Consider the following 18773-nt stretch of genomic DNA (forward strand, 5'->3'; position numbering starts at 1 on the left):
GTCCTGATATGTTCATGTGTTAGCGGTAACTAGATAGAATCGCGCCCGATCTCAACCGGGCAGGCGCGGAGGCCAAGCCGACGTGGGCGGTGCCCAGCGGGCCTGTCCGCGCAAATCAACAGGGCGGCTCACGCCAAGTTGGCCAAGGTTGGACTCCATGTCCTTGCGCAAAAGGTCCGCCAGATGCGCAGGCCCGTCCTCGCCCAATGCGGCAAGCGCATAATGCCATGCACGGCCCAGCATCACGAAATCCGCGCCAAGCGCGATGGCGCGCAGAATATCAAGCCCGCCTTCGATGCCGCTGTCCAGGATCAGGGGCAGGGAGGTCGCGTCGCGCATCGCGGGCAACACCTCGATCGGGGCAGGGGACGCGTCAAATTGGCGACCGGCGTGATTGGACAGCCAGATCGCATCCACTCCGGCCTTCTCCAAGGGCGCAGCATCGTCGGGGTTCAACACCCCCTTGACGAAAAACGCGCCTTCCCAAGCGTCGCGCAGCCATCGCAGATAGTCCCAATCTGGCGACGTGCGCAGCAGATAGCCTGCATGTTGCGTCGAACTCAGCCCCGTCAGTTGGCCCGCGTAATCGTCGATCAGCCGCATCCGCGGCATCCCGAGTTTCGCCGTGCCCATGGCCCAGACAGGCCGCATCGCCACCTGAGCCAAAAGCCGGGGCGTCAGCCGGGGCGGCGTTGTGAGGCCGGACCGGACCTGACGCTCGCGGCGCGACGGCACCGGCACATCGACGGTCAGAATCAGCGTGGTGAACCCTGCATCGCGCGCACGTTTGAGCATGTTGGTGCGGATGCCCTCATCGCGGGGCGGATACATCTGGAACCAGCCATTGCCGTTCAGATGCGGCGCGACCTCTTCAGGTGTGCGGGTGGCAACTGTCGAGATGGAGTAAGGAATACCCGCCCCGGTTGCCGCTGCGGCCAGCTTGCGTTCCGCATCGGGCCACATCAGCCCCGACATGCCGACCGGGCTGATCCCGAACGGCAATTGATAGCTCTGGCCGCACAACGTGGTGCTCAAATCCGTGGCAATCTCGCCGTGCAGGATCGACGGGGTAAACAACAGATGATCCAAAGCCGCACGATTGCGGCGCAGCGTTGCTTCGGTGCCGGTGGCGCTGTCGAGGTATTCCCAAACGAATTTCGGTATGCGTCGCCTGGCACGGGCCTTGAGGTCACTGATTGCGGGGTATTTGGCGTGGTAATCCATAGATTTGCATTTGTTGTCATGCCGCACGGTTTGTCCAGCACCGGATTTTTGGCAAATCATGCGTGGTTCACGCGGGCAAAATACAGCTTTGGAGATGTGAACATTATCGGAACATCTTTAACTCCGGCGCAAGCGGCGCTATCTTGCCCGCCATGAGCAGCTTCGATGAAATGGACGCGTTCGAGAACGCCAGCCTCTCCGCCCGCGCCATGGCGGCGCGCCCTCAGCCCTATCTGGACGATCTCAACCCCGCGCAGCGGCTGGCGGTGGAGACGATGGATGGCCCCGTCCTGATGCTGGCCGGTGCAGGGACCGGCAAGACCAAGGCGCTGACGACGCGGATCGTGCATCTTTTGAACACCGGGCGCGCCCGTCCGAACGAAATTCTGGCCGTGACTTTCACCAACAAGGCCGCACGCGAGATGAAAGAGCGTGTGGGCCGCCTGCTTGGCGAAACCGTCGAGGGGATGCCGTGGCTCGGCACGTTCCATTCGATCTGCGTGAAGCTCTTGCGCCGCCATGCGGAACTGGCGGGGCTGAAATCGAACTTCACGATTCTGGATACCGACGATCAGTTGCGCCTGCTCAAGCAACTCGTGCGCGCGGCGGGCATCGACGACAAACGCTGGCCGGCGCGGCAGCTTGCCGGGATCATCGACAACTGGAAGAACCGCGCGCTCACGCCGGACAAGGTGCCGGCTGCTGACGCGGGCGCGTATAACCACGAAGGGCCAAAGCTCTACGCGCAATATCAGGCGCGGCTGAAAGAGCTGAACGCGGTGGATTTCGGTGATCTGCTCTTGCACGTCGTGACAATATTTCAGGCGCATCCCGACGTGCTCGAGCAGTACCAGCGCTGGTTCAAATACATTCTCGTCGACGAGTATCAGGACACCAACGTCGCCCAATATCTGTGGCTGCGCCTGCTTGCGCGGGCGCATAAAAACATCTGCTGCGTGGGTGACGATGACCAGTCGATCTATGGTTGGCGCGGCGCGGAAGTGGGCAACATCCTGCGATTCGAAAAGGATTTCGAGGGCGCGCATGTGGTGCGGCTGGAACAGAACTACCGCTCCACCCCGCATATTCTCGCGGCTGCATCCTCTGTGATTTCGGGCAATCAGGGGCGCTTGGGCAAAACGCTCTGGACCGAGGAGCAGGACGGCGAGAAGGTTCGCCTGATCGGCCATTGGGATGGCGAGGAAGAGGCCCGCTGGATCGGTGAAGAGATCGAGGCGATGCAGCGCGGCACCCGAGGGATGTCCGCTTTCGGTCTGGATAACATGGCAATTCTCGTCCGCGCCAGCCACCAGATGCGCGCCTTCGAGGACCGGTTCCTGACCATTGGTCTGCCCTATCGCGTGATCGGTGGGCCGCGCTTTTACGAGCGTTTGGAAATCCGCGACGCGATGGCCTATTTCCGGATCGTCGTCAGCCCCGAGGACGATCTCGCTTTCGAACGGGTGGTCAACACGCCAAAACGCGGCCTTGGCGACAAGGCGCAGCAGACCATACAGACGGTGGCCCGCGCCAATGGCGTCAGTTTGGTCGAGGGTGCGCGGCTGGCCGTCGAACAGGGGCTGATCAAGGGAAAAGGCGCCACCGAACTGCGCCGGTTGGTGGACGATCTGGCACGATGGGGCCGTATGACCGGCGATGTCGAACACGTTGAACTTGCCGGGCAAGTGCTGGACGAAAGCGGCTATACCGCGATGTGGCAGAACGACAAGACCCCCGAAGCGCCGGGGCGGCTGGAAAACCTCAAGGAACTGGTCAAGGCGCTGGAAGAATTCGAGAATCTGCAAGGCTTCCTTGAGCATGTCAGCCTGATCATGGACAACGACAAGGGCGGCGATGGCGAGAAAGTGTCGGTCATGACGCTGCACGCCGCCAAAGGGCTGGAATTTCCCGTGGTGTTCCTGCCGGGCTGGGAAGACGGGTTGTTTCCGTCCCAGCGCAGCATGGATGAGAGTGGGCTGAAAGGCTTGGAAGAGGAACGCCGTCTGGCCTATGTCGGCATCACGCGCGCCGAAGAGGTGTGCACGATCTCGTTCGCCGCCAACCGTCGGGTGTTCGGGCAATGGCAATCGGCCCTGCCGTCGCGCTTTATCGACGAACTGGACGAGACTCATATCGACATACTGACCCCGCCGGGGCTCTATGGTGGTGGTTATGGTGCGGCGGGCATGGCGTCTCCGGTGACGCAAACCATGGCGGGATCGGACCTGCACGAAAAGGCCGCCAGCGCAAATGTCTACAATTCGCCGGGCTGGAAACGGCTTCAGGCACGCTCGGCGCAGCGCCCCGTGTCACAACCAACCGAAGCGCGCCACACGGTGATCGACGCCACTGCCGTGTCGTCTTACGCGATCGGGGAACGGGTGTTTCACCAGAAATTCGGCTACGGCGCCGTGCAGGGCATCGAAGGCGACAAGCTCGAGATCGCGTTCGACAAGGCCGGACTGAAAAAGGTCGTGGCGCGGTTTATCTGTCCGGCAGACGATGTGCCGTTTTAGAGCGCGCTGGAGGCTCTGCCTCCAGACCTCCGAGGTATTTTGTGCCCAAAGAAGCCGGTGCTGCCGTTCTTGACCTGTTTCATACGAGGCGATAAACGAAATTCGTGGCGATTTGTTACCGGATTGCGGGCCACGTTAAACATTCCGCTAAAAGGCCCGCCGAAAGCCCCTTTCGCTTGGCCGAAACGGGGCTTTATTATTGGGCGTGGCCTGAAAGGTGAAACACATGAAAGACAAGAAACCGCGCACCCGACTGGTTCATGGCGGCACAAGGCGCAGCCAGTGGAACGAGGTGAGCGAGGCGATTTTCCTCACCCAGGGGTTTGTCTACGACAGTGCCGAACAAGCCGAACAACGATTTATCAAGTCCGGCCCTGACGAATATATCTATGCGCGCTACGGCAATCCGACCGTTGCGATGTTCGAGGAACGCATGGCGTTGCTGGAGGGGGCCGAAGACGCGTTTGCAACCGCAAGCGGCATGGCGGCGGTCAATGGCGCGCTGGTGTCGATGCTCAGGGCGGGCGATCATCTGGTGTCAGCGCGCGCGTTGTTCGGATCGTGCCTTTACATCGTTGACGAGATCCTGCCGCGGTTCGGTGTTGAGGTGACGCTGGTGGACGGTGCGGATCTGGAGCAATGGCGCGCTGCGGTGCGCCCCGACACCAAGGCGGTGTTCTTTGAGTCCATGTCCAATCCGACACTGGAACTTGTCGATATTGAAGCGGTGTCGAGAATCGCACATGCGCAGGGCGCGCTTGTCGTGGTCGACAACGTGTTTTCCACGCCTGTATTCTCCGACGCCGTGTCGCAAGGCGCGGATGTCCTGATCTATTCCTCGACCAAACATATCGACGGGCAGGGGCGCACCTTGGGTGGGATCATCCTGGGAACGCAGGACCACATCCGCTCGGTGGTTGAGCCCTACATGAAACACACCGGCGGCGCGATGTCTCCGTTTACCGCGTGGGTTCAACTCAAGGGGCTTGAAACGCTCGATCTTCGGGTGCGCGCGCAGGCGCAATCCGCGCAGGCCATCGCCGAGGCGCTGGATGGGCATGGCGCGCTTGAGACCGTGATCTATCCCGGCCTCGCGTCGCATCGCCAGGCAGAACTCGCGCAGCGCCAATTGGGGTCGGGCGGAACCATGTTGGCCATCGAGGTGGCGGGCGGCAAAGAGGGCGCGTTCCGCTTTCTCAATGCGCTCGAGATCATCATCATTTCCAACAATCTCGGGGATGCGAAAAGCATCGTCACACATCCTGCCACCACCACACACCAACGCTTGACGCCGGACCATCGCGCGGCGCTGGGTATCGGTGACGGGCTGGTGCGCCTGTCTGTGGGGATCGAGGATACCGACGATCTGATCGAGGATCTCCTGTCGGCATTGAATGAAGTCGGCTGACGCCACCTGAGCGCCCCGCTTGTCCATTGTGACAGCGTCGAATTGGTGTGGAAAAGCTGCGCTGGCCTCTTATGTTATAAGGCAGGACCAGACGTGAAAGGGGCCTGCGGATGAACATTCAGACGCCCGACATCGAAGACGCTCCCAGCCGCGAGGAGGCCGAAGCCGCCTTGGCGGTGTTGCGGCGATGGGCGTCCGCGGCTTCGCCCGATGATGTTGATCTTCCCGACGCGTCCGCGCTTGGATTGGAGCGTGGGGCCAGCAACCGCTACCCCGACTTCACCCGCGACTATCCCGAGGCGTTTGCAGTTGATGCAGCGTACAAGGCTGGCTTGCCGGATTTGCAGAATGGACCTTCCGCCTCGATCCGGGGCGCGAACCGAGGGATCCAGCATGTCGGCATCTCGAACTTTCGCCTGCCGATCCACTACCACACCCGTGACAATGGCGATTTGACGCTGGAAACAAGCGTGACCGGAACTGTCAGTCTTGAGGCCGACAAGAAGGGCATCAACATGAGCCGCATCATGCGGTCGTTTTATGTGCATGCCGACAAGACCTTCAGCTTTGGCGTGATCGAAGCGGCGCTTGACGATTACAAGAGCGATCTGGAGTCATTTGACGCCCGCATCAACATGCGCCTGTCCTTTCCGATGAAGGTCGACAGCCTGCGATCCGGGTTGTCGGGCTTCCAGTATTACGACATCGCGCTGGAACTGGTGGATTTCGACGGCGTGCGGCGCAGCATCATGCATCTGGATTACGTCTACAGCTCGACCTGCCCGTGCTCGCTCGAACTCAGTGAACATGCGCGGCGGGAGCGGGGGCAATTGGCAACGCCGCATTCGCAGCGCTCGGTCGCGCGGATTTCCGTTGAAGTGAAGGACGGCAAATGCCTCTGGTTCGAAGACCTCATCGACATGTGCCGCGGCGCCGTGCCCACCGAGACGCAAGTGATGGTCAAGCGCGAGGACGAACAGGCGTTTGCGGAACTGAACGCTGCGAACCCGATTTTCGTCGAGGATGCTGCCCGGCTTTTCGCGGAACGCCTGCAAGCCGACCCGCGCGTCGGCGATTACCGTGTTCTGGCCAGCCATCAGGAAAGCCTGCACAGTCACGACGCGGTGTCGGTCCTGACAGAAGGCGATCTCTTTGCCGCCGACAGTCTGGATCCGAAGCTGTTTTCGACGCTGTTCCACGTCGGCTAGATCCATGCGAAAGGCGGCAGGCCTGCGCGATACGCTGAGATTTCGCGTGAGTTTGCGGGTCCGTCGTAGCGAAAAGCAGATCGCACCACACATGATCCCGAACGTGCCGCGGATGCTTGACACCTTGCGGGTACGGGTTCAACGCTAGCGCCATGTTCGACCTGCGCCCCGTAGCATATGTGATCGGCCTGCTTGTGACCGTTCTGGGGGCCACGATGCTGTTGCCGCTTCTGGTCGATCTGGCCGAGGGGCGGGGTGAATGGCATGTCTTCCTTCAAAGCTCGATCCTGACCATGTTTTCAGGGGGATTGATCGCGCTGGCCTGCTCCAACGGGGTGCGCGAAGGGCTTTCGATCCAGCAAACCTTTCTCCTCACCACCGGCGTATGGGTGGCGCTGCCGATCTTCGGGGCGATCCCGTTTGTGCTTGGCGACACCGACGCGCGGTTTGTCGATGCGTTTTTCGAGGCGATGTCGGGCCTGACAACCACCGGATCGACGGTATTGAGCGGTCTTGACGATCTTCCCAAGGGCATCCTGCTCTGGCGCGGCCTGCTGCAATGGCTTGGTGGTATCGGCATCATCGTGGTCGCGATGGTGTTCCTGCCCGAACTGCGTGTCGGGGGTATGCAGATCTTTCGCACCGAGAGCTTTGACACGATGGGCAAGATCCTGCCGCGCGCGACGCAGATCAGCTCGAGTATCTCCACGATTTACCTCTCCCTGACGCTGGCGTGCATCCTGTGCTATGTCTTGACCGGAATGGATGTGTTCGATGCCACGGTCCATGCCATGACCACGGTGTCGACCGGTGGGTTCTCGAACTACGATGCGTCGTTTTCGACCTTCTCGGGACCGGCGGAATGGGTGGCCGTGTTCTTCATGATTTGCGCTGCGCTGCCGTTTGTGCGCTATGTCCAGCTCGTCAACGGAAACAACAACGCGATCCTGCGTGACAGCCAAATCCGCGCGTTCCTCGGCACCATTGCCATTCTGATCGCGGTCGCAGCCTCGGTTCTGATGCTCACGTTTCCACACCATCCAGAGCAGGCATTGCGCGAAGCCGCATTCAACATCACGTCGATCATCACCGGCACCGGATACGCCAGCGCGGATTACATGCTGTGGGGCGCGTTCATGGTATCGGTGTTCTTTTTCACCGGTCTGATCGGCGGCTGTGCGGGGTCGACCTCGTGTTCGATCAAGATATTCCGCTACCAGTTGCTGTTTGCGTCCGTGCGCGCACAGCTGCGCAAGGTGCGGTCGCCTCATGGCATCTTCACACCCCGCTACGAGGGCCGTCCGGTATCCGAGGATGTCCTGAACTCGGTCATCTCGTTTTTCGTGTTTTTTGTCATCACGCTGGGAGTCCTGTCGGTGGGTCTGGGCATGACCGGCCTTGATCTCACGACGTCGGTCTCGGGCGCGGCGACGGCGATCGGCAATATCGGCCCCGGTCTGGGTGACAGGATCGGACCGTCGGGTAATTTCGGCGGCTTGAACGACACGGCAAAGTGGATGCTGTCATTCGGCATGCTGATTGGCCGGCTCGAATTGCTCGCGGTTTATGCCATTTTCACTGTCAACTTCTGGAGAGCGTGATGACCCTTCAACCCCTCGGCGTACAGATTTCGCAGATGCTCAAGGAGCGCGATGTCGACACGATTTTCGGCATTCCCGGCGTTCACAATGTCGAACTGTATCGGGGCATCGAACAAGCGGGCATCACGCATGTTCTGGCCCGGCACGAACAAGGTGCAGGCTTCATGGCCGACGGGTACGCGCGTGCGTCCGGCAAACCCGGCGTTGCCTATGTCATCACCGGGCCGGGCCTGACCAATATCCTGACGCCGCTGGGGCAGGCCTATTCGGATTCCGTTCCGGTTCTGGTGATCTCGTCCTGCCTTGATGAGACCGCTGCAAAGCGTGGACAGTTGCACCAGATGCGCGACCAACGGGCTGCGGCAGACTGCGTTTGTGCATGGTCGCTCGAAGCCCGCTCGCCCGAGGCTGCTTATTCGCTGATTGACCGGGCGTTTGATCAGTTCGCCAGCACACGGGCGCGGCCCTGTCACGTTCAGGTTCCCATAGACACCCTCGGCGCGATGGCCGAGGCCGCTCCGCCTCCGCCGCCACGGCCCGGCTATCCTGCGGCGCGGTTCGCCGATGTCTATGCCGCAGTGGCGGCTGTTCTGGCCGCAAAGAAACCGCTCTTCGTGTTTGGCGGCGGGGCGCGGGCAGCAGCCGATGCGATTCCGGATGTGCTGCGCCAGACCGGTGCGGCGTCGTTCGTGACCTATGCGGGCCGCGGTCTCGTACCCGCTGAAACGCCGCTGCATTTTGGTAGTTATCTGGCCCGTCAGGACAGTGCGGCCATCGCTGCCGAGGCGGATTTGGTCATCGCTGTCGGCACCACCCTGTCCGAAGTTGACCTGTGGCGCCCATCTTTGGGGCATACCGCGCCGATGATCCGTGTCGATATTGACCCCGAGTGCTTTTGCGATCTTGCGGCGCAAGACACGGCCATTCTGGCGGATGCGGGCGAGTTCCTGCGCGCGATGTCGATCGCGATTCCGGCGCGAACCGAGGATCAAGCCGCAAAATGGGACGCCGCGCTCATCAGGCGTCGCCGCGCGACCTGGCGGGCCGAAGTCGATGCAGAGCGCCCCGGAATTGTTGCGATAAGCGACGCTTTGCAGACCGCGCTGCCGGACAACACGATGATCTTCTCCGACATGACCCAGTTTGCCTATGCGTCAAAGGAAATCTGGGACATGGCCCGTCCGGGACATTGGCATCACCCCTTCGGGTTCGGAACGCTGGGCTACGCGCTGCCCGCCGCAATCGGAGGCGCAATGGCCCGCGCGGGCCTGCCCACGGTGGCAATCGCAGGCGATTACGGGGTGCAATACACCATCCAGGAACTCGGCACCGCTGTCGAATTGGGACTGCCGTTGCCCATTCTGGTTTGGGACAACGGAAAGCTTGGCGAGATCGAGGAAAGCATGGTGCGCAGCCAGATCGCACCCAATGCCGTTATTGCCAAAAACCCAGATTTCCTAGCTCTGGCACGCGCTTACGGAGCCGGAGCGGAGCAACCCGAGACATTGGCGGCGCTACAGGATACCGTGCTGGCGGCGCTTGACGCGGACAGCCCAACGGTGATCCGCATGACCTGCGCCCTGGCGGGTTGATCGAGGCGGGTTGACGGGCGGGCCAGTGGCCCACCCGACATCTCATCCCAGTTCCGCCAGTCGGGCCAATGCTTCGTTCAGCTTGGCCTCCTCGTCCTCACGCGCGGCAAGGTTGGCACGGGTTTCGGCAACCACCTCGTCCGGCGCGCTTTCGACGAATTTGGGGTTGTGAAGCCGCCCTTTGAGACCGCCGATTTCCTTGCCCAGCTTCTGCACCGATTTCTCCAGACGGTCCTTTTCGGCGCTCACGTCGATGATATCGGCGAGCGGCAACCCGAAGGTCGCGCCCTCGGCGGGAACCGTCGCGCAGCCTTTGGGGAAGCTGGCAACCTCCTCCAGCGTTTCGATCCGCGCCAGACGCTTGATCAACGTTTCGTTGCGCCCCCAGGCGGCGCGGGCCTGATCGCTCATGTCCTTGACCACCAGCGGCAGTTGTAGCCCCGCCGGTACATGCATTTGTTGGCGTGCGGAGCGGATGGATTCGATCAAAGCGATCACCCAGTTCATCTCCTGATCCGCTTGCGCGTCGATCAGATCGGGCCCGTAATCGGGCCAGTCGGCGTGGATCAGCATGGTGTCGCGCTGGCCGGTTTCGCTCCAGAGCTCCTCGGTGATGAAGGGCATGATCGGGTGTAGCAGGATCAGGCACTGGTCGATCACCCACGCCATGACAGCCTGCGTTTCGGTGCGTTCCGGCGCGGAGTCGTCAAGCAGGGGTTTGGAAAACTCGACATACCAGTCACAGACCTTGCCCCAGACGAACCGATAAAGGGCAGTGGCCGCATCATCAAAGCGATACGCCTGCAATGCGGCGTCCACCTCGGCGCGCACGCGGGCGGTTTCACCGATGATCCAGGTGTTCACGGTCGCCGTTGCCTCTGGCACACCGCTCGGCACCGCGCCGGAAAACGCGCCGTTCATCTCGGCAAAGCGCGCCGCGTTCCAAAGCTTCGTGCCGAAATTGCGATAGCCGGCAATGCGCTGCATGTCGAGCTTGAGCACCCCGCCCAGAGACGCCATCGACGCATTGGTAAAGCGCAGCGCGTCGGCACCGTATTCGTCGATGATTTCAAGCGGATCGACCACGTTGCCAAGGCTCTTGGACATCTTCTTGCCCTTGGCGTCGCGCACCAGCCCGTGCAGGTAGACCTGCCGGAACGGCACCTCGTCCACGACCGCAAGCTGCATCATCATCATCCGCGCGACCCAGAAGAACAGAATATCCTGTCCCGTCACCAGCACGGATGTCGGGAAGTAGCGTTTCAACGCATCTGTCTGCTCTGGCCAGCCCAGCGTTCCGATCGGCCAGAGCCCGGAGGAAAACCATGTGTCCAGCACATCCGGATCTCGCCAGACCGGATACACGAGCTGCGTCGGATCCTGGTTGTTCGCCTCGTATTGCGCCAGACCCTGAGCCAGAACATGTGTCGCGTCCTCGCGATTGTCCACCTCGACCACGCGGGCATGGTTCAAGGGGGTCGGAAGGCCCGACAGCACGTCCCCGAACTTGGCCTGCAACTCTTCGATATCGGCCGCGGCATGATGCCTGTCGGTGCGCCGGCGCAACGCCTGCCCATCCAGCAAGCGTCCCATTTCCACCAGATCGAGCGCTCCGTCGCCTTCGTCGTCGGTAAACCCCTCGCCGGACAGGTCGAACCCGTACCACACCGGAATCTGATGCCCCCACCAAAGCTGGCGCGAGATGCACCAGGGTTCGATATTCTCCAGCCAGTGATAATAGGTCTTTTCGCCCGATTCAGGGATGATCTTGACCTCACCGGACCGCACCGCGTCCAGCGCAGGGCCGACGATCTTTTCGGCATCGACGAACCATTGATCGGTCAGCATCGGCTCGATCACGACCTTCGAGCGGTCACCGAACGGCTGCATGATGGGTTTGGATTCCACCAGCGGCACCAGCGTGTCATCCCGCGCTTCGCCGCCTTCCTCGGGCGCAAGCGGCGTTTGCGGTTTGCCAAGGCGCGGATCGTTCACCGGAACCATCACTGCCAGACCTTCGGCAGTGATTTCCTCAACCACACGCTTGCGCGCCTCGAACCGGTCAAGGCCGCGCAGATGATCGGGCACGAGATTCAGCCTGTCGGCATCGGCCTCGGACAGTTCGGTCTCGCCGCGTGCGACGCCACCTGCGGTGATCGCTTCGGACGTGTAGGGCGCGCCGTCGTCGCGCATGTAGCCGCGTGTATCCATCAGCCGGTAACAGGGAATCCCGTTGCGCTTGGCCACGCCATAGTCATTGAAATCATGCGCGCCGGTGATCTTGACCGCGCCGGAGCCGAAATTCGGATCGGGGTATTCGTCGGTGATGATGGGGATCAGGCGCCGATGTTCCTTCGGTCCAACCGGAATTTCGCACAATTGCCCGACAATCGGCGCATAGCGCGCATCCGACGGATGCACCGCGACCGCGCCGTCACCCAGCATCGTTTCGGGCCGGGTCGTGGCGATCGAGATATAGTCGCGCTCTTCCTCGAACAGCACGTTCCCGTCTTCGTCCTTTTCGACATAAGTATATGTCGCGCCATTGGCGAGCGGATACTTGAAATGCCACATGTGACCGGGCGTTTCGACGTTCTCGACCTCCAGATCGGAGATCGCGGTTTCGAAATGCGGATCCCAGTTCACCAGCCGCTTGCCGCGATAGATCAGTCCCTTGTCATACATATCGACAAAGACCTTGATCACGGCGTCGTGGAAATTCGGGCCGTTCCCCTTGTCCGGATCACCCGTGGCACCGCCCATCGTGAACGCCTCGCGCGACCAGTCACAAGACGCGCCAAGGCGCTTCAGTTGCCCGATGATCGTGCCGCGCGATTTGACCTTCTGATCCCAGACACGGCGCAGAAACGCCTCCCGCCCCATTTCGGCCCGCGTCGGCTCTCCGTTGGCGGCCATTTCGCGTTCGGTCACCATCTGCGTTGCGATACCGGCATGATCGGTGCCCGGCTGCCAGAGCGTGTCGAACCCGCGCATCCGGTGCCAGCGCACGAGGATGTCCTGAAGCGTGTTGTTGAACGCATGGCCCATATGGAGCGAGCCGGTGACGTTGGGTGGCGGGATCATCACGCTGAACGATTCATCGCGCGAGGCGTTGGCGCCTGCCTTGAACGCGCCACTGTCTTCCCACGCCTTGTAGATACGATCCTCGGCCTTGCCTGCGTCGAACTTCTTTTCCATCGCCATCGGTTGCGTCCCGCTGCTTGTGCCGCGCGCTGCGGCAACAGGTGTTCTGTTGCGCATCATCTAGCGAAAGGACGGGGAAAGGAAAAGCCAAGCCGTCGGGAAAACACGGCCCCCGCGCAGCAGATATAAAAAAACGGTGATGCCAAGGGAGGAGAGGCATCACCGTTTCCAGGTATCGGCACCCAGGGAGGAGGAGAGGGCACCGAGCTCGTTCGAGCCGTTAGGCTCTGGATGGGGTGGCGGTGACACGAGGGAGGAGGAAACGTGTCACCGCCGTATTCGGAGCGCCCCAGGGAGGAGGAGAAGGGCGTCCGATCTGTTGGCGGGAGGGGACTTTTTCAGCCCGGTCCTGCCGGTTGTTTCTAGTGTTCGTACGCCGCCTGATAAGCAACGCGTGTCAGCATGGAGCGGTTCAGCCCCAGATCGTCAAGCTCGCGGGTGCTGAGCGCGCTGAGTTCGCGCAGGGTTGTGCGGTACATTTTGCGACGTGCGGCTTTTTCGCGGATGTTCGCGACGAGCGCGGTCAGACGATCCATGAACCCGTTCGACGCAACTTCGGTAAGATTGCTCTGATATGCCATTTTGAATTCTCGGTTTCGTTTATGTTTGTTTCTGTTCGGTTGAGAGGAAGATAGGCAATTGCTGCATATGCACAATACCCTTTCGCTCAATGCTGCTATGCGGCATTTGCATGGGCAAGAGGTTGCTTTTCCTGCGTTCATGCCTAGCGCTAACATTCATGGCGCCCGAGAGTTGCAGTTGACCTCCGGGAATGCCACCTCAGGTAGGTGATAGATAGGAGAGCGGACATGACGGTGACCGTAGATGACGTGCGAAACGCCTTGTCGCAGATTGCAATTCCCGACGGCAAGACATTGATATCCGGCGATTTGGTGCGCGCCATTCAGGTTGACGGCGCGACTGTGCGCTTCGTGATCGAGGCTCCGTCGTCCGAGGTGGCCCGCCACATGGAACCGGTGCGCAAGGCGGCCGAGGCGGCGGTGGCCAGCCTGCCTGGCGTTGACGTGGTGTCGGTTGCATTGACCGCCCATGGCCCTGCGGCCCCGGCGCCGTCCGGCGTCAGGATCGGCGGACATCCGAAGAAACAGACCGGCTCGATCAAGCCGTCCGGTGTGGCACGCATATTGGCGGTGGGCTCGGGCAAGGGCGGTGTCGGCAAATCGACCGTGTCCACGAACCTTGCCGTTGCTCTGGCGCGCGCGGGTCGGCGGGTCGGGCTGCTGGACGCCGACATCTACGGCCCCAGCGTCCCCCGCATGATGGGTGTATCCGAAAGGCCCAAGAGCGAGGACGACACGATCATCCCGTTGCAGGCGCATGGCGTGACGGTGATGTCGATCGGATTGATGTTGCCAGAGGAGAAGGCCGTGATATGGCGCGGCCCGATGTTGATGGGTGCCTTGCAACAGATGTTGTCACAGGTTGCCTGGGGAACGCTGGATGTGTTGATCGTCGATCTTCCGCCCGGCACCGGCGATGTTGCCATGACCTTGTGCCAGAAGGCGCAGGTGACGGGCGCAATCGTGGTGTCCACGCCACAGGACGTGGCTTTGCTCGATGCGCGCAAGGCGCTCGATATGTTCGAGACGTTGAAGACACCGGTGTTGGGCTTGATCGAGAATATGGCGGTGTTCACCTGCCCTCATTGCGGGGGTCAAAGCCACATCTTCGGCGCCGGTGGCGTGGCCGAGGAGGCCGAGCGGCGCGATGTGCCGCTGTTGGCGCAACTGCCGCTCGATCTCGATACGCGCTTGGCCGGAGATGGCGGCGTGCCAGTGGCCGCCGGGGACGGGCCGTTGGCTGACGCCTACGCCGTGCTGGCAGATCGGTTGATCGACGGCGGCATGGCCTAGCGTGTGAAGGACAACGGCAGGTTGAAGCGATAGCTGGCGTCCTTCAGCTCTTTTGGTGCACGGGGCAGGCGGGCGCGGGTCACTGCGGAAATCGCGGCGCGGTCGAGGCGGCTATCGCCTGAGGAACTTATGAGGCGGACGCCCGAGGTCTGGCCCGAGGGGCTGACCGTGATCTGTAGCTTGGCAACACCGCTGGCACGGGTGCCGTTCGGATAGCGCTGCGCGCGCGCGATGGCGGCGCGGATGCCCGCACCCCATTGCGCCTGCGCGGCCGCAATCTCCGCCTTGGATGGGCCCGAGGCTGCGGGAGCCTGGCGCGCCGGTGCGGATTTGGCGACCGGCGTGCCGCCGTTGCCGCGCGCTTTTTGCGCCGGTCGTGGCACGGTTGGTGCAACCCGCGCCCGGCGTGGCTCGGGGCGGAGCGAAGCGACCGGCGCGGTGTCGACGCTTGGCAGGTCTGCTGACGGCGGCGCGATTGGTTGAGCCGGCGCGCCAAATTGCGCCGGGCTGGAACGGTCGGAGGTTTTCGGGCGTGTCACCTTTGGAGTCTTTGGTTCTGTCAAGGCATTCAGTGTGGTCTGAGTGGGCTGCCTGGGTGCGGCTGGCAGGCGCGAGTCCATCGCGGGAAGGGCCGCGTCGGACTCCGGTTGCGGCAACGCTGCGACAGGTGAGCCGGGGGTTGGCGATACCTCCGGCTTTGGTATCTGCGGCGCAGATTGTTCTTGTGGAATTGAGAGCTGCGGCGCGGTGCTGACCTCCGGGGAGCGGTCCCAATCAGCGACCATCGCGGCGAGGGTTGGGGTCACTGCGCTCAGGGTGACGTCAGTCGCGCCGTCGGTTCCGCCACCGCCGCTCTCGCCCAAGGTCAGAGGGGCGAGCGTCAGGGCCGCGACATGCAACGCGCCCGACACCGTCAGAAAAACCGCGACCTCCATCACCCGCATTCAGCCGCCCTCCGTCACCAGTTCGACCTTGGTTGCGCCAAGCGCCGCAAGCTCACCAAGCAGGCGTGCAAGCGTTTGCGCGTTGAGCGCGGCATCGGCTGACAGGCGCAGCGTATCGGTGCGGGCCGCGGCCTGCACCAAGGCGGTGTCGCCGCGCAAGGCTTCGAAGGCAATGTCGCCATCGGCAGAGATGTAAAGCGTGGCGTCACCTGCATCCTCGTCGCCGTCGGCCGTGGGGAGCGTCAGATCGAATGGGGCGGGTGGCACGATCTGCGCTGTCATCAGGAAGAAGATCAACAGCAGGAACACCACGTTGATCATCGGCACCACCGGCTCGCGCGATGCGCGGCGCGGGCGAGGAGATAGGGACAGCAGGCTGGTCATTCCAGCACCGCCAGATTGGACAGTCCCGCAGCGCGCAGATCGCCCATCACATCAAGCAGGCGCTGGACGGACACGGTATTGCCGGCGCGCAGGATGATCATGTCCGTAGGCCGCGCCATCAATGGAGACAGCGCCGCGACCGGATCGTCGCTTGCAATGCCGTTGACGAGCAGACCGTCGGCCTCAACCGTCACCAGCCGGGGCGGCCCGTCATAGGGCGCATCGTTGCCACCGGTAAGGGACAGCGATATCGCCTCGGTTCCGCCGAACCGCGCGGCCAGCATGAAGAACACCAAAAGCAGGAACACCACGTCGATCATCGGCGTCAATCCGATGCGGCGGCGCTGTGGAATGATGCCAAGCTCAAGCATCGCGGCCCCGCTTTGCCGTCAGAACGCGGGTCGCGAGATCTTCGAAATCATGGGCCAGGCGAGTGTTGATACTGTCAAACCAGCTGAGCGCCATCGAAGCCGGGATGGCGACCGCCATGCCGGCGGCGGTGGTCAGCAAGGCCTGCCAGATACCACCGGCAAGCGCCGCCGGATCGGCGCGCGCGCCGCTGTCCTGCAAGGCCTGAAACGCCTCGATCATGCCCAGAACCGTGCCAAGAAGGCCGATCAGCGGCGCAATTGTCGCGATCAAGTCAAGCGCGCGCAAGCCGCTGCCCGCGTCCATCAACGCCCCACGCGCGACGCGCGCTGTCTCGTTGCGGGCGTCCTCGATCTCCTGAAACCGGACCGCGTTCATCGCCGCCTTGACGACGCGGGCGCGCAATCCTTTGCGATGCTGCAATACCTTCAACGCCTTGCCGCGCTGGCCGCTTTGCCACAGCGTCACCGCCTGTTCAGTCGCATCGCGTCGCCATGCCCCCATCCGCGACAAGCGCCACAGCTTCCACAGGATCAGGCCCAGCGTCACCACGCTCAACGTGGCAATCACCCAAAGCGCGGGCCCGCCGCGATTGAGGGCTTCGATTGTCTGGTTCATGTCAACACTCCAAGCGGAATAACGACCGGGCCTTGCGGTGTGGCGAAGATATCGGCCTTGAGGTGGAACACATCGGCAAGGATGCGCGGTGTCAGCACGTCGCGGGGCGCTCCATCGGCAACGATCCGCCCCGACCCGATGATGACAAGCCGGGTGCAATAGCGCGCCGCAAGCGACAGGTCGTGCAACGAGGTCAGCACCGCGCGCCCTTCACCGGCCAGCGATTGAAACACCTGCAACGTCGCGATCTGGGCAGCCGGATCAAGCCCGGCGATCGGTTCGTCCGCCATCAGCAACGGCGTGTCCTGCGCCAATGTGCGGGCAATCAACACACGCGCCTGCTCTCCGCCCGACAATTCGGTGGCCCGGCGCGTCCGAAACGCGGTTAGACCCATGCGCTTCAGAGCGGCGGTTACCGCGTCCTGGTCTGCGCCTGCCAGCCCCGCACCCCGCGCGAGATAGGGCAGGCGGCCCAGAGCGACGACCCGTTCAACGGTCATCGGCCACGCGATTTCGCGCGTCTGCGGCAACCACGCGACACGGGCGGCGCGGTCTCGGGCGCTCAGATCGGCGAGGTTGCTGGTGCCTTCAAAGGGCAACAGACCCAGCGCACCGCGCAACAGCGAGGTTTTGCCCGCGCCGTTCGGGCCGATCAGTCCGACGCATTCGCCCGCGCTAATCGACAGGCTGGCAGTGTCCACCACCGGACATTCGCCGCGCCGCACGGTCAGGTTGCGGAGGCTCAGAAGGGTCATGCGATTTCCCTCCGGGTCTTGTAGATCAGGTGCAAAAACAGCGGCGCGCCGATCAAGGCCATGACGACGCCGAGTTTCAGGTCTCGTTCCGGCAGGATCAGCCGGATGGCAAGGTCGGCCGCCAGAACCATCGCCGCGCCGCCGATTGCCGACGCCCAGAGCAGAGTGGACGGGCGGCCCTGCGCAAAGCGGCGCAGGATGTGGGGTACGACCAGTCCGACAAAGCCAACCGCGCCCGCAACAGCGGTCGCCGCGCCAACGGCGGCGGCGGTCCCGAGCAGCAATTGCAGACGCAACCGCGAGAGCGAGACACCAAGCGCCTGCGCGGCGTCTTCGCCCAGCGTCAGCGCGTCCAGCCCACGCCCCAGCGTGGCAAGCGCCAGCCAGCCCAGTGCCATGATCGGCAGCGCCAACCCCACATGGGTCATTGCGCGATCCGCGACCGATCCCATCATCCAGAAGACGATCTCGGATGCCGCATAAGGGTTGGGTGAGAGATTGAGCGCCAGCGCCGTGAGCGCGCCGGCGAAAGCCGACACCGCAATACCGGCGAGGATCAGCGTCAGCGACGATCCGCGCGGCCCGGCGAGCAGCAGGATGAGTCCGACAGCGGCGGCGGCCAGGACAAGCGCCGAGAGCGGCAATGCCAGCAGGAACGCGCCCGCAAAGCCGGTTTGCAGCGCGATCACCGCGCCAAGCGCCGCAGACCCCGACACCCCGATCAGCCCCGGTTCGGCCAAGGGATTGCGCAAAAACCCCTGCATGGCAGCCCCGGACAGCCCGAGCGACACGCCGACCATCGCCGCCAGCAAGGTGCGCGGCAGGCGGATGTCCTGCATCACCGAGACATAAAGCGGATCGCCCTGGCCCATCAGCGCGGCAAGCCCCGCCGGAACGGGGATCGCAGCATAGCCGACAAACAGCGATGTCATGAACATCGCGGCGAAAAGGGCCATCAGCGCAATAAAGAGTTTCACTCTACGGTCTCCCGCGCGCGGTGCAGTCATCTGTCATTGAGAGCCAAGGCCCCAAGACGGCGAGTTGCCACCACACCGGAGAACCGGCACATCCAACGC

At 62.7% G+C, this 18773-nt stretch carries 15 protein-coding genes and 1 riboswitch; of the genes, 6 read left to right on the plus strand and 9 right to left on the minus strand.

The annotated features are described in order from the left end of the window. Window positions 1–51 precede the first annotated feature (51 nt). Entirely contained in the window at window positions 52–1224 is a 1173-nt protein-coding gene (locus tag ACGKZZ_RS10705; protein WP_411223556.1) for an alpha-hydroxy acid oxidase, read from the minus strand. Window positions 1225–1376: 152 nt separating this feature from the next. Between ACGKZZ_RS10705 and ACGKZZ_RS10710 the strand changes: the two genes are divergently transcribed. The 5 genes from ACGKZZ_RS10710 to ACGKZZ_RS10730 all read left to right on the plus strand — a co-directional run bounded on the left by ACGKZZ_RS10710 (window position 1377) and on the right by ACGKZZ_RS10730 (window position 9549). After that, complete coding sequence (locus ACGKZZ_RS10710) at window positions 1377–3740, plus strand: ATP-dependent helicase (RefSeq protein ID WP_411223557.1); 2364 nt, start codon at window positions 1377–1379, stop codon at window positions 3738–3740. 94 nt (window positions 3741–3834) lie between these two features. Beyond that, window positions 3835–3911: riboswitch (SAM riboswitch) on the plus strand. 55 nt (window positions 3912–3966) lie between these two features. Further along, a complete protein-coding gene (gene metZ, locus ACGKZZ_RS10715; protein WP_411223558.1) occupies window positions 3967–5148 on the plus strand; it encodes an O-succinylhomoserine sulfhydrylase in 1182 nt (393 codons plus the stop codon). Between the two features lie 110 nt (window positions 5149–5258). Next, window positions 5259–6356, plus strand: coding sequence for a GTP cyclohydrolase FolE2 (gene folE2, locus ACGKZZ_RS10720; RefSeq protein ID WP_411223559.1), 1098 nt, complete (start codon window positions 5259–5261; stop codon window positions 6354–6356). Window positions 6357–6508: 152 nt separating this feature from the next. Next, window positions 6509–7957 carry a TrkH family potassium uptake protein gene (locus ACGKZZ_RS10725; RefSeq protein WP_411223560.1) on the plus strand — a complete coding sequence of 483 codons (1449 nt, stop codon included), beginning with the start codon at window positions 6509–6511 and terminating at the stop codon, window positions 7955–7957. Further along, the gene (locus ACGKZZ_RS10730; RefSeq protein ID WP_411223561.1) at window positions 7957–9549 is read left to right on the plus strand and encodes a 5-guanidino-2-oxopentanoate decarboxylase; all 1593 of its coding nucleotides are present in this window, start codon (window positions 7957–7959) and stop codon (window positions 9547–9549) included. Before ACGKZZ_RS10725 ends, ACGKZZ_RS10730 begins: the two co-directional genes overlap by 1 nt. Window positions 9550–9591: 42 nt before the next feature. Here ACGKZZ_RS10730 and ACGKZZ_RS10735 read toward each other — a convergent pair whose 3' ends face one another. Further along, on the minus strand, window positions 9592–12753 hold the full coding sequence (locus ACGKZZ_RS10735; RefSeq protein ID WP_411223691.1) for a valine--tRNA ligase: 3162 nt from the start codon (window positions 12751–12753) through the stop codon (window positions 9592–9594). A 362-nt stretch (window positions 12754–13115) separates the two neighbouring features. Continuing rightward, a complete protein-coding gene (locus ACGKZZ_RS10740) occupies window positions 13116–13334 on the minus strand; it encodes a DUF1127 domain-containing protein (protein ID WP_411223562.1) in 219 nt (72 codons plus the stop codon). Between the two features lie 228 nt (window positions 13335–13562). On the opposite strand from ACGKZZ_RS10740, the gene ACGKZZ_RS10745 reads away from it, so the two are divergent. Further along, window positions 13563–14627 carry an Mrp/NBP35 family ATP-binding protein gene (locus ACGKZZ_RS10745; RefSeq protein ID WP_411223563.1) on the plus strand — a complete coding sequence of 355 codons (1065 nt, stop codon included), beginning with the start codon at window positions 13563–13565 and terminating at the stop codon, window positions 14625–14627. Here ACGKZZ_RS10745 and ACGKZZ_RS10750 read toward each other — a convergent pair. From ACGKZZ_RS10750 to ACGKZZ_RS10775, 6 genes are read right to left on the minus strand one after another with little or no spacing between them, the layout of a single operon-like run. Next, window positions 14624–15571, minus strand: a complete 948-nt coding sequence (locus tag ACGKZZ_RS10750; protein ID WP_411223564.1) for a TonB family protein — start codon at window positions 15569–15571, stop codon at window positions 14624–14626. The two genes, ACGKZZ_RS10745 and ACGKZZ_RS10750, sit on opposite strands and share 4 nt — an antisense overlap. Continuing rightward, on the minus strand, window positions 15572–15955 hold the full coding sequence (locus ACGKZZ_RS10755) for an ExbD/TolR family protein (RefSeq protein WP_411223565.1): 384 nt from the start codon (window positions 15953–15955) through the stop codon (window positions 15572–15574). It abuts the gene before it with no gap. Beyond that, window positions 15952–16326 (minus strand): ExbD/TolR family protein, encoded by a 375-nt coding sequence (locus ACGKZZ_RS10760; RefSeq protein ID WP_411223566.1) that lies wholly within the window; start codon window positions 16324–16326, stop codon window positions 15952–15954. The genes ACGKZZ_RS10755 and ACGKZZ_RS10760 overlap by 4 nt, the downstream gene beginning before the upstream one ends. Next, window positions 16319–16942: a MotA/TolQ/ExbB proton channel family protein gene (locus ACGKZZ_RS10765; RefSeq protein ID WP_411223567.1), complete on the minus strand. Its 624-nt coding sequence runs from the start codon at window positions 16940–16942 to the stop codon at window positions 16319–16321. Before ACGKZZ_RS10765 ends, ACGKZZ_RS10760 begins: the two co-directional genes overlap by 8 nt. Continuing rightward, window positions 16939–17697: an ABC transporter ATP-binding protein gene (locus tag ACGKZZ_RS10770; RefSeq protein ID WP_411223568.1), complete on the minus strand. Its 759-nt coding sequence runs from the start codon at window positions 17695–17697 to the stop codon at window positions 16939–16941. Before ACGKZZ_RS10770 ends, ACGKZZ_RS10765 begins: the two co-directional genes overlap by 4 nt. Further along, entirely contained in the window at window positions 17694–18704 is a 1011-nt protein-coding gene (locus ACGKZZ_RS10775) for a FecCD family ABC transporter permease (protein WP_411223569.1), read from the minus strand. Before ACGKZZ_RS10775 ends, ACGKZZ_RS10770 begins: the two co-directional genes overlap by 4 nt. Window positions 18705–18773 lie beyond the last annotated feature (69 nt).

The sequence above is a fragment of the Marivita sp. S2033 genome (assembly GCF_046592965.1).
Lineage (GTDB): Bacteria > Pseudomonadota > Alphaproteobacteria > Rhodobacterales > Rhodobacteraceae > Marivita.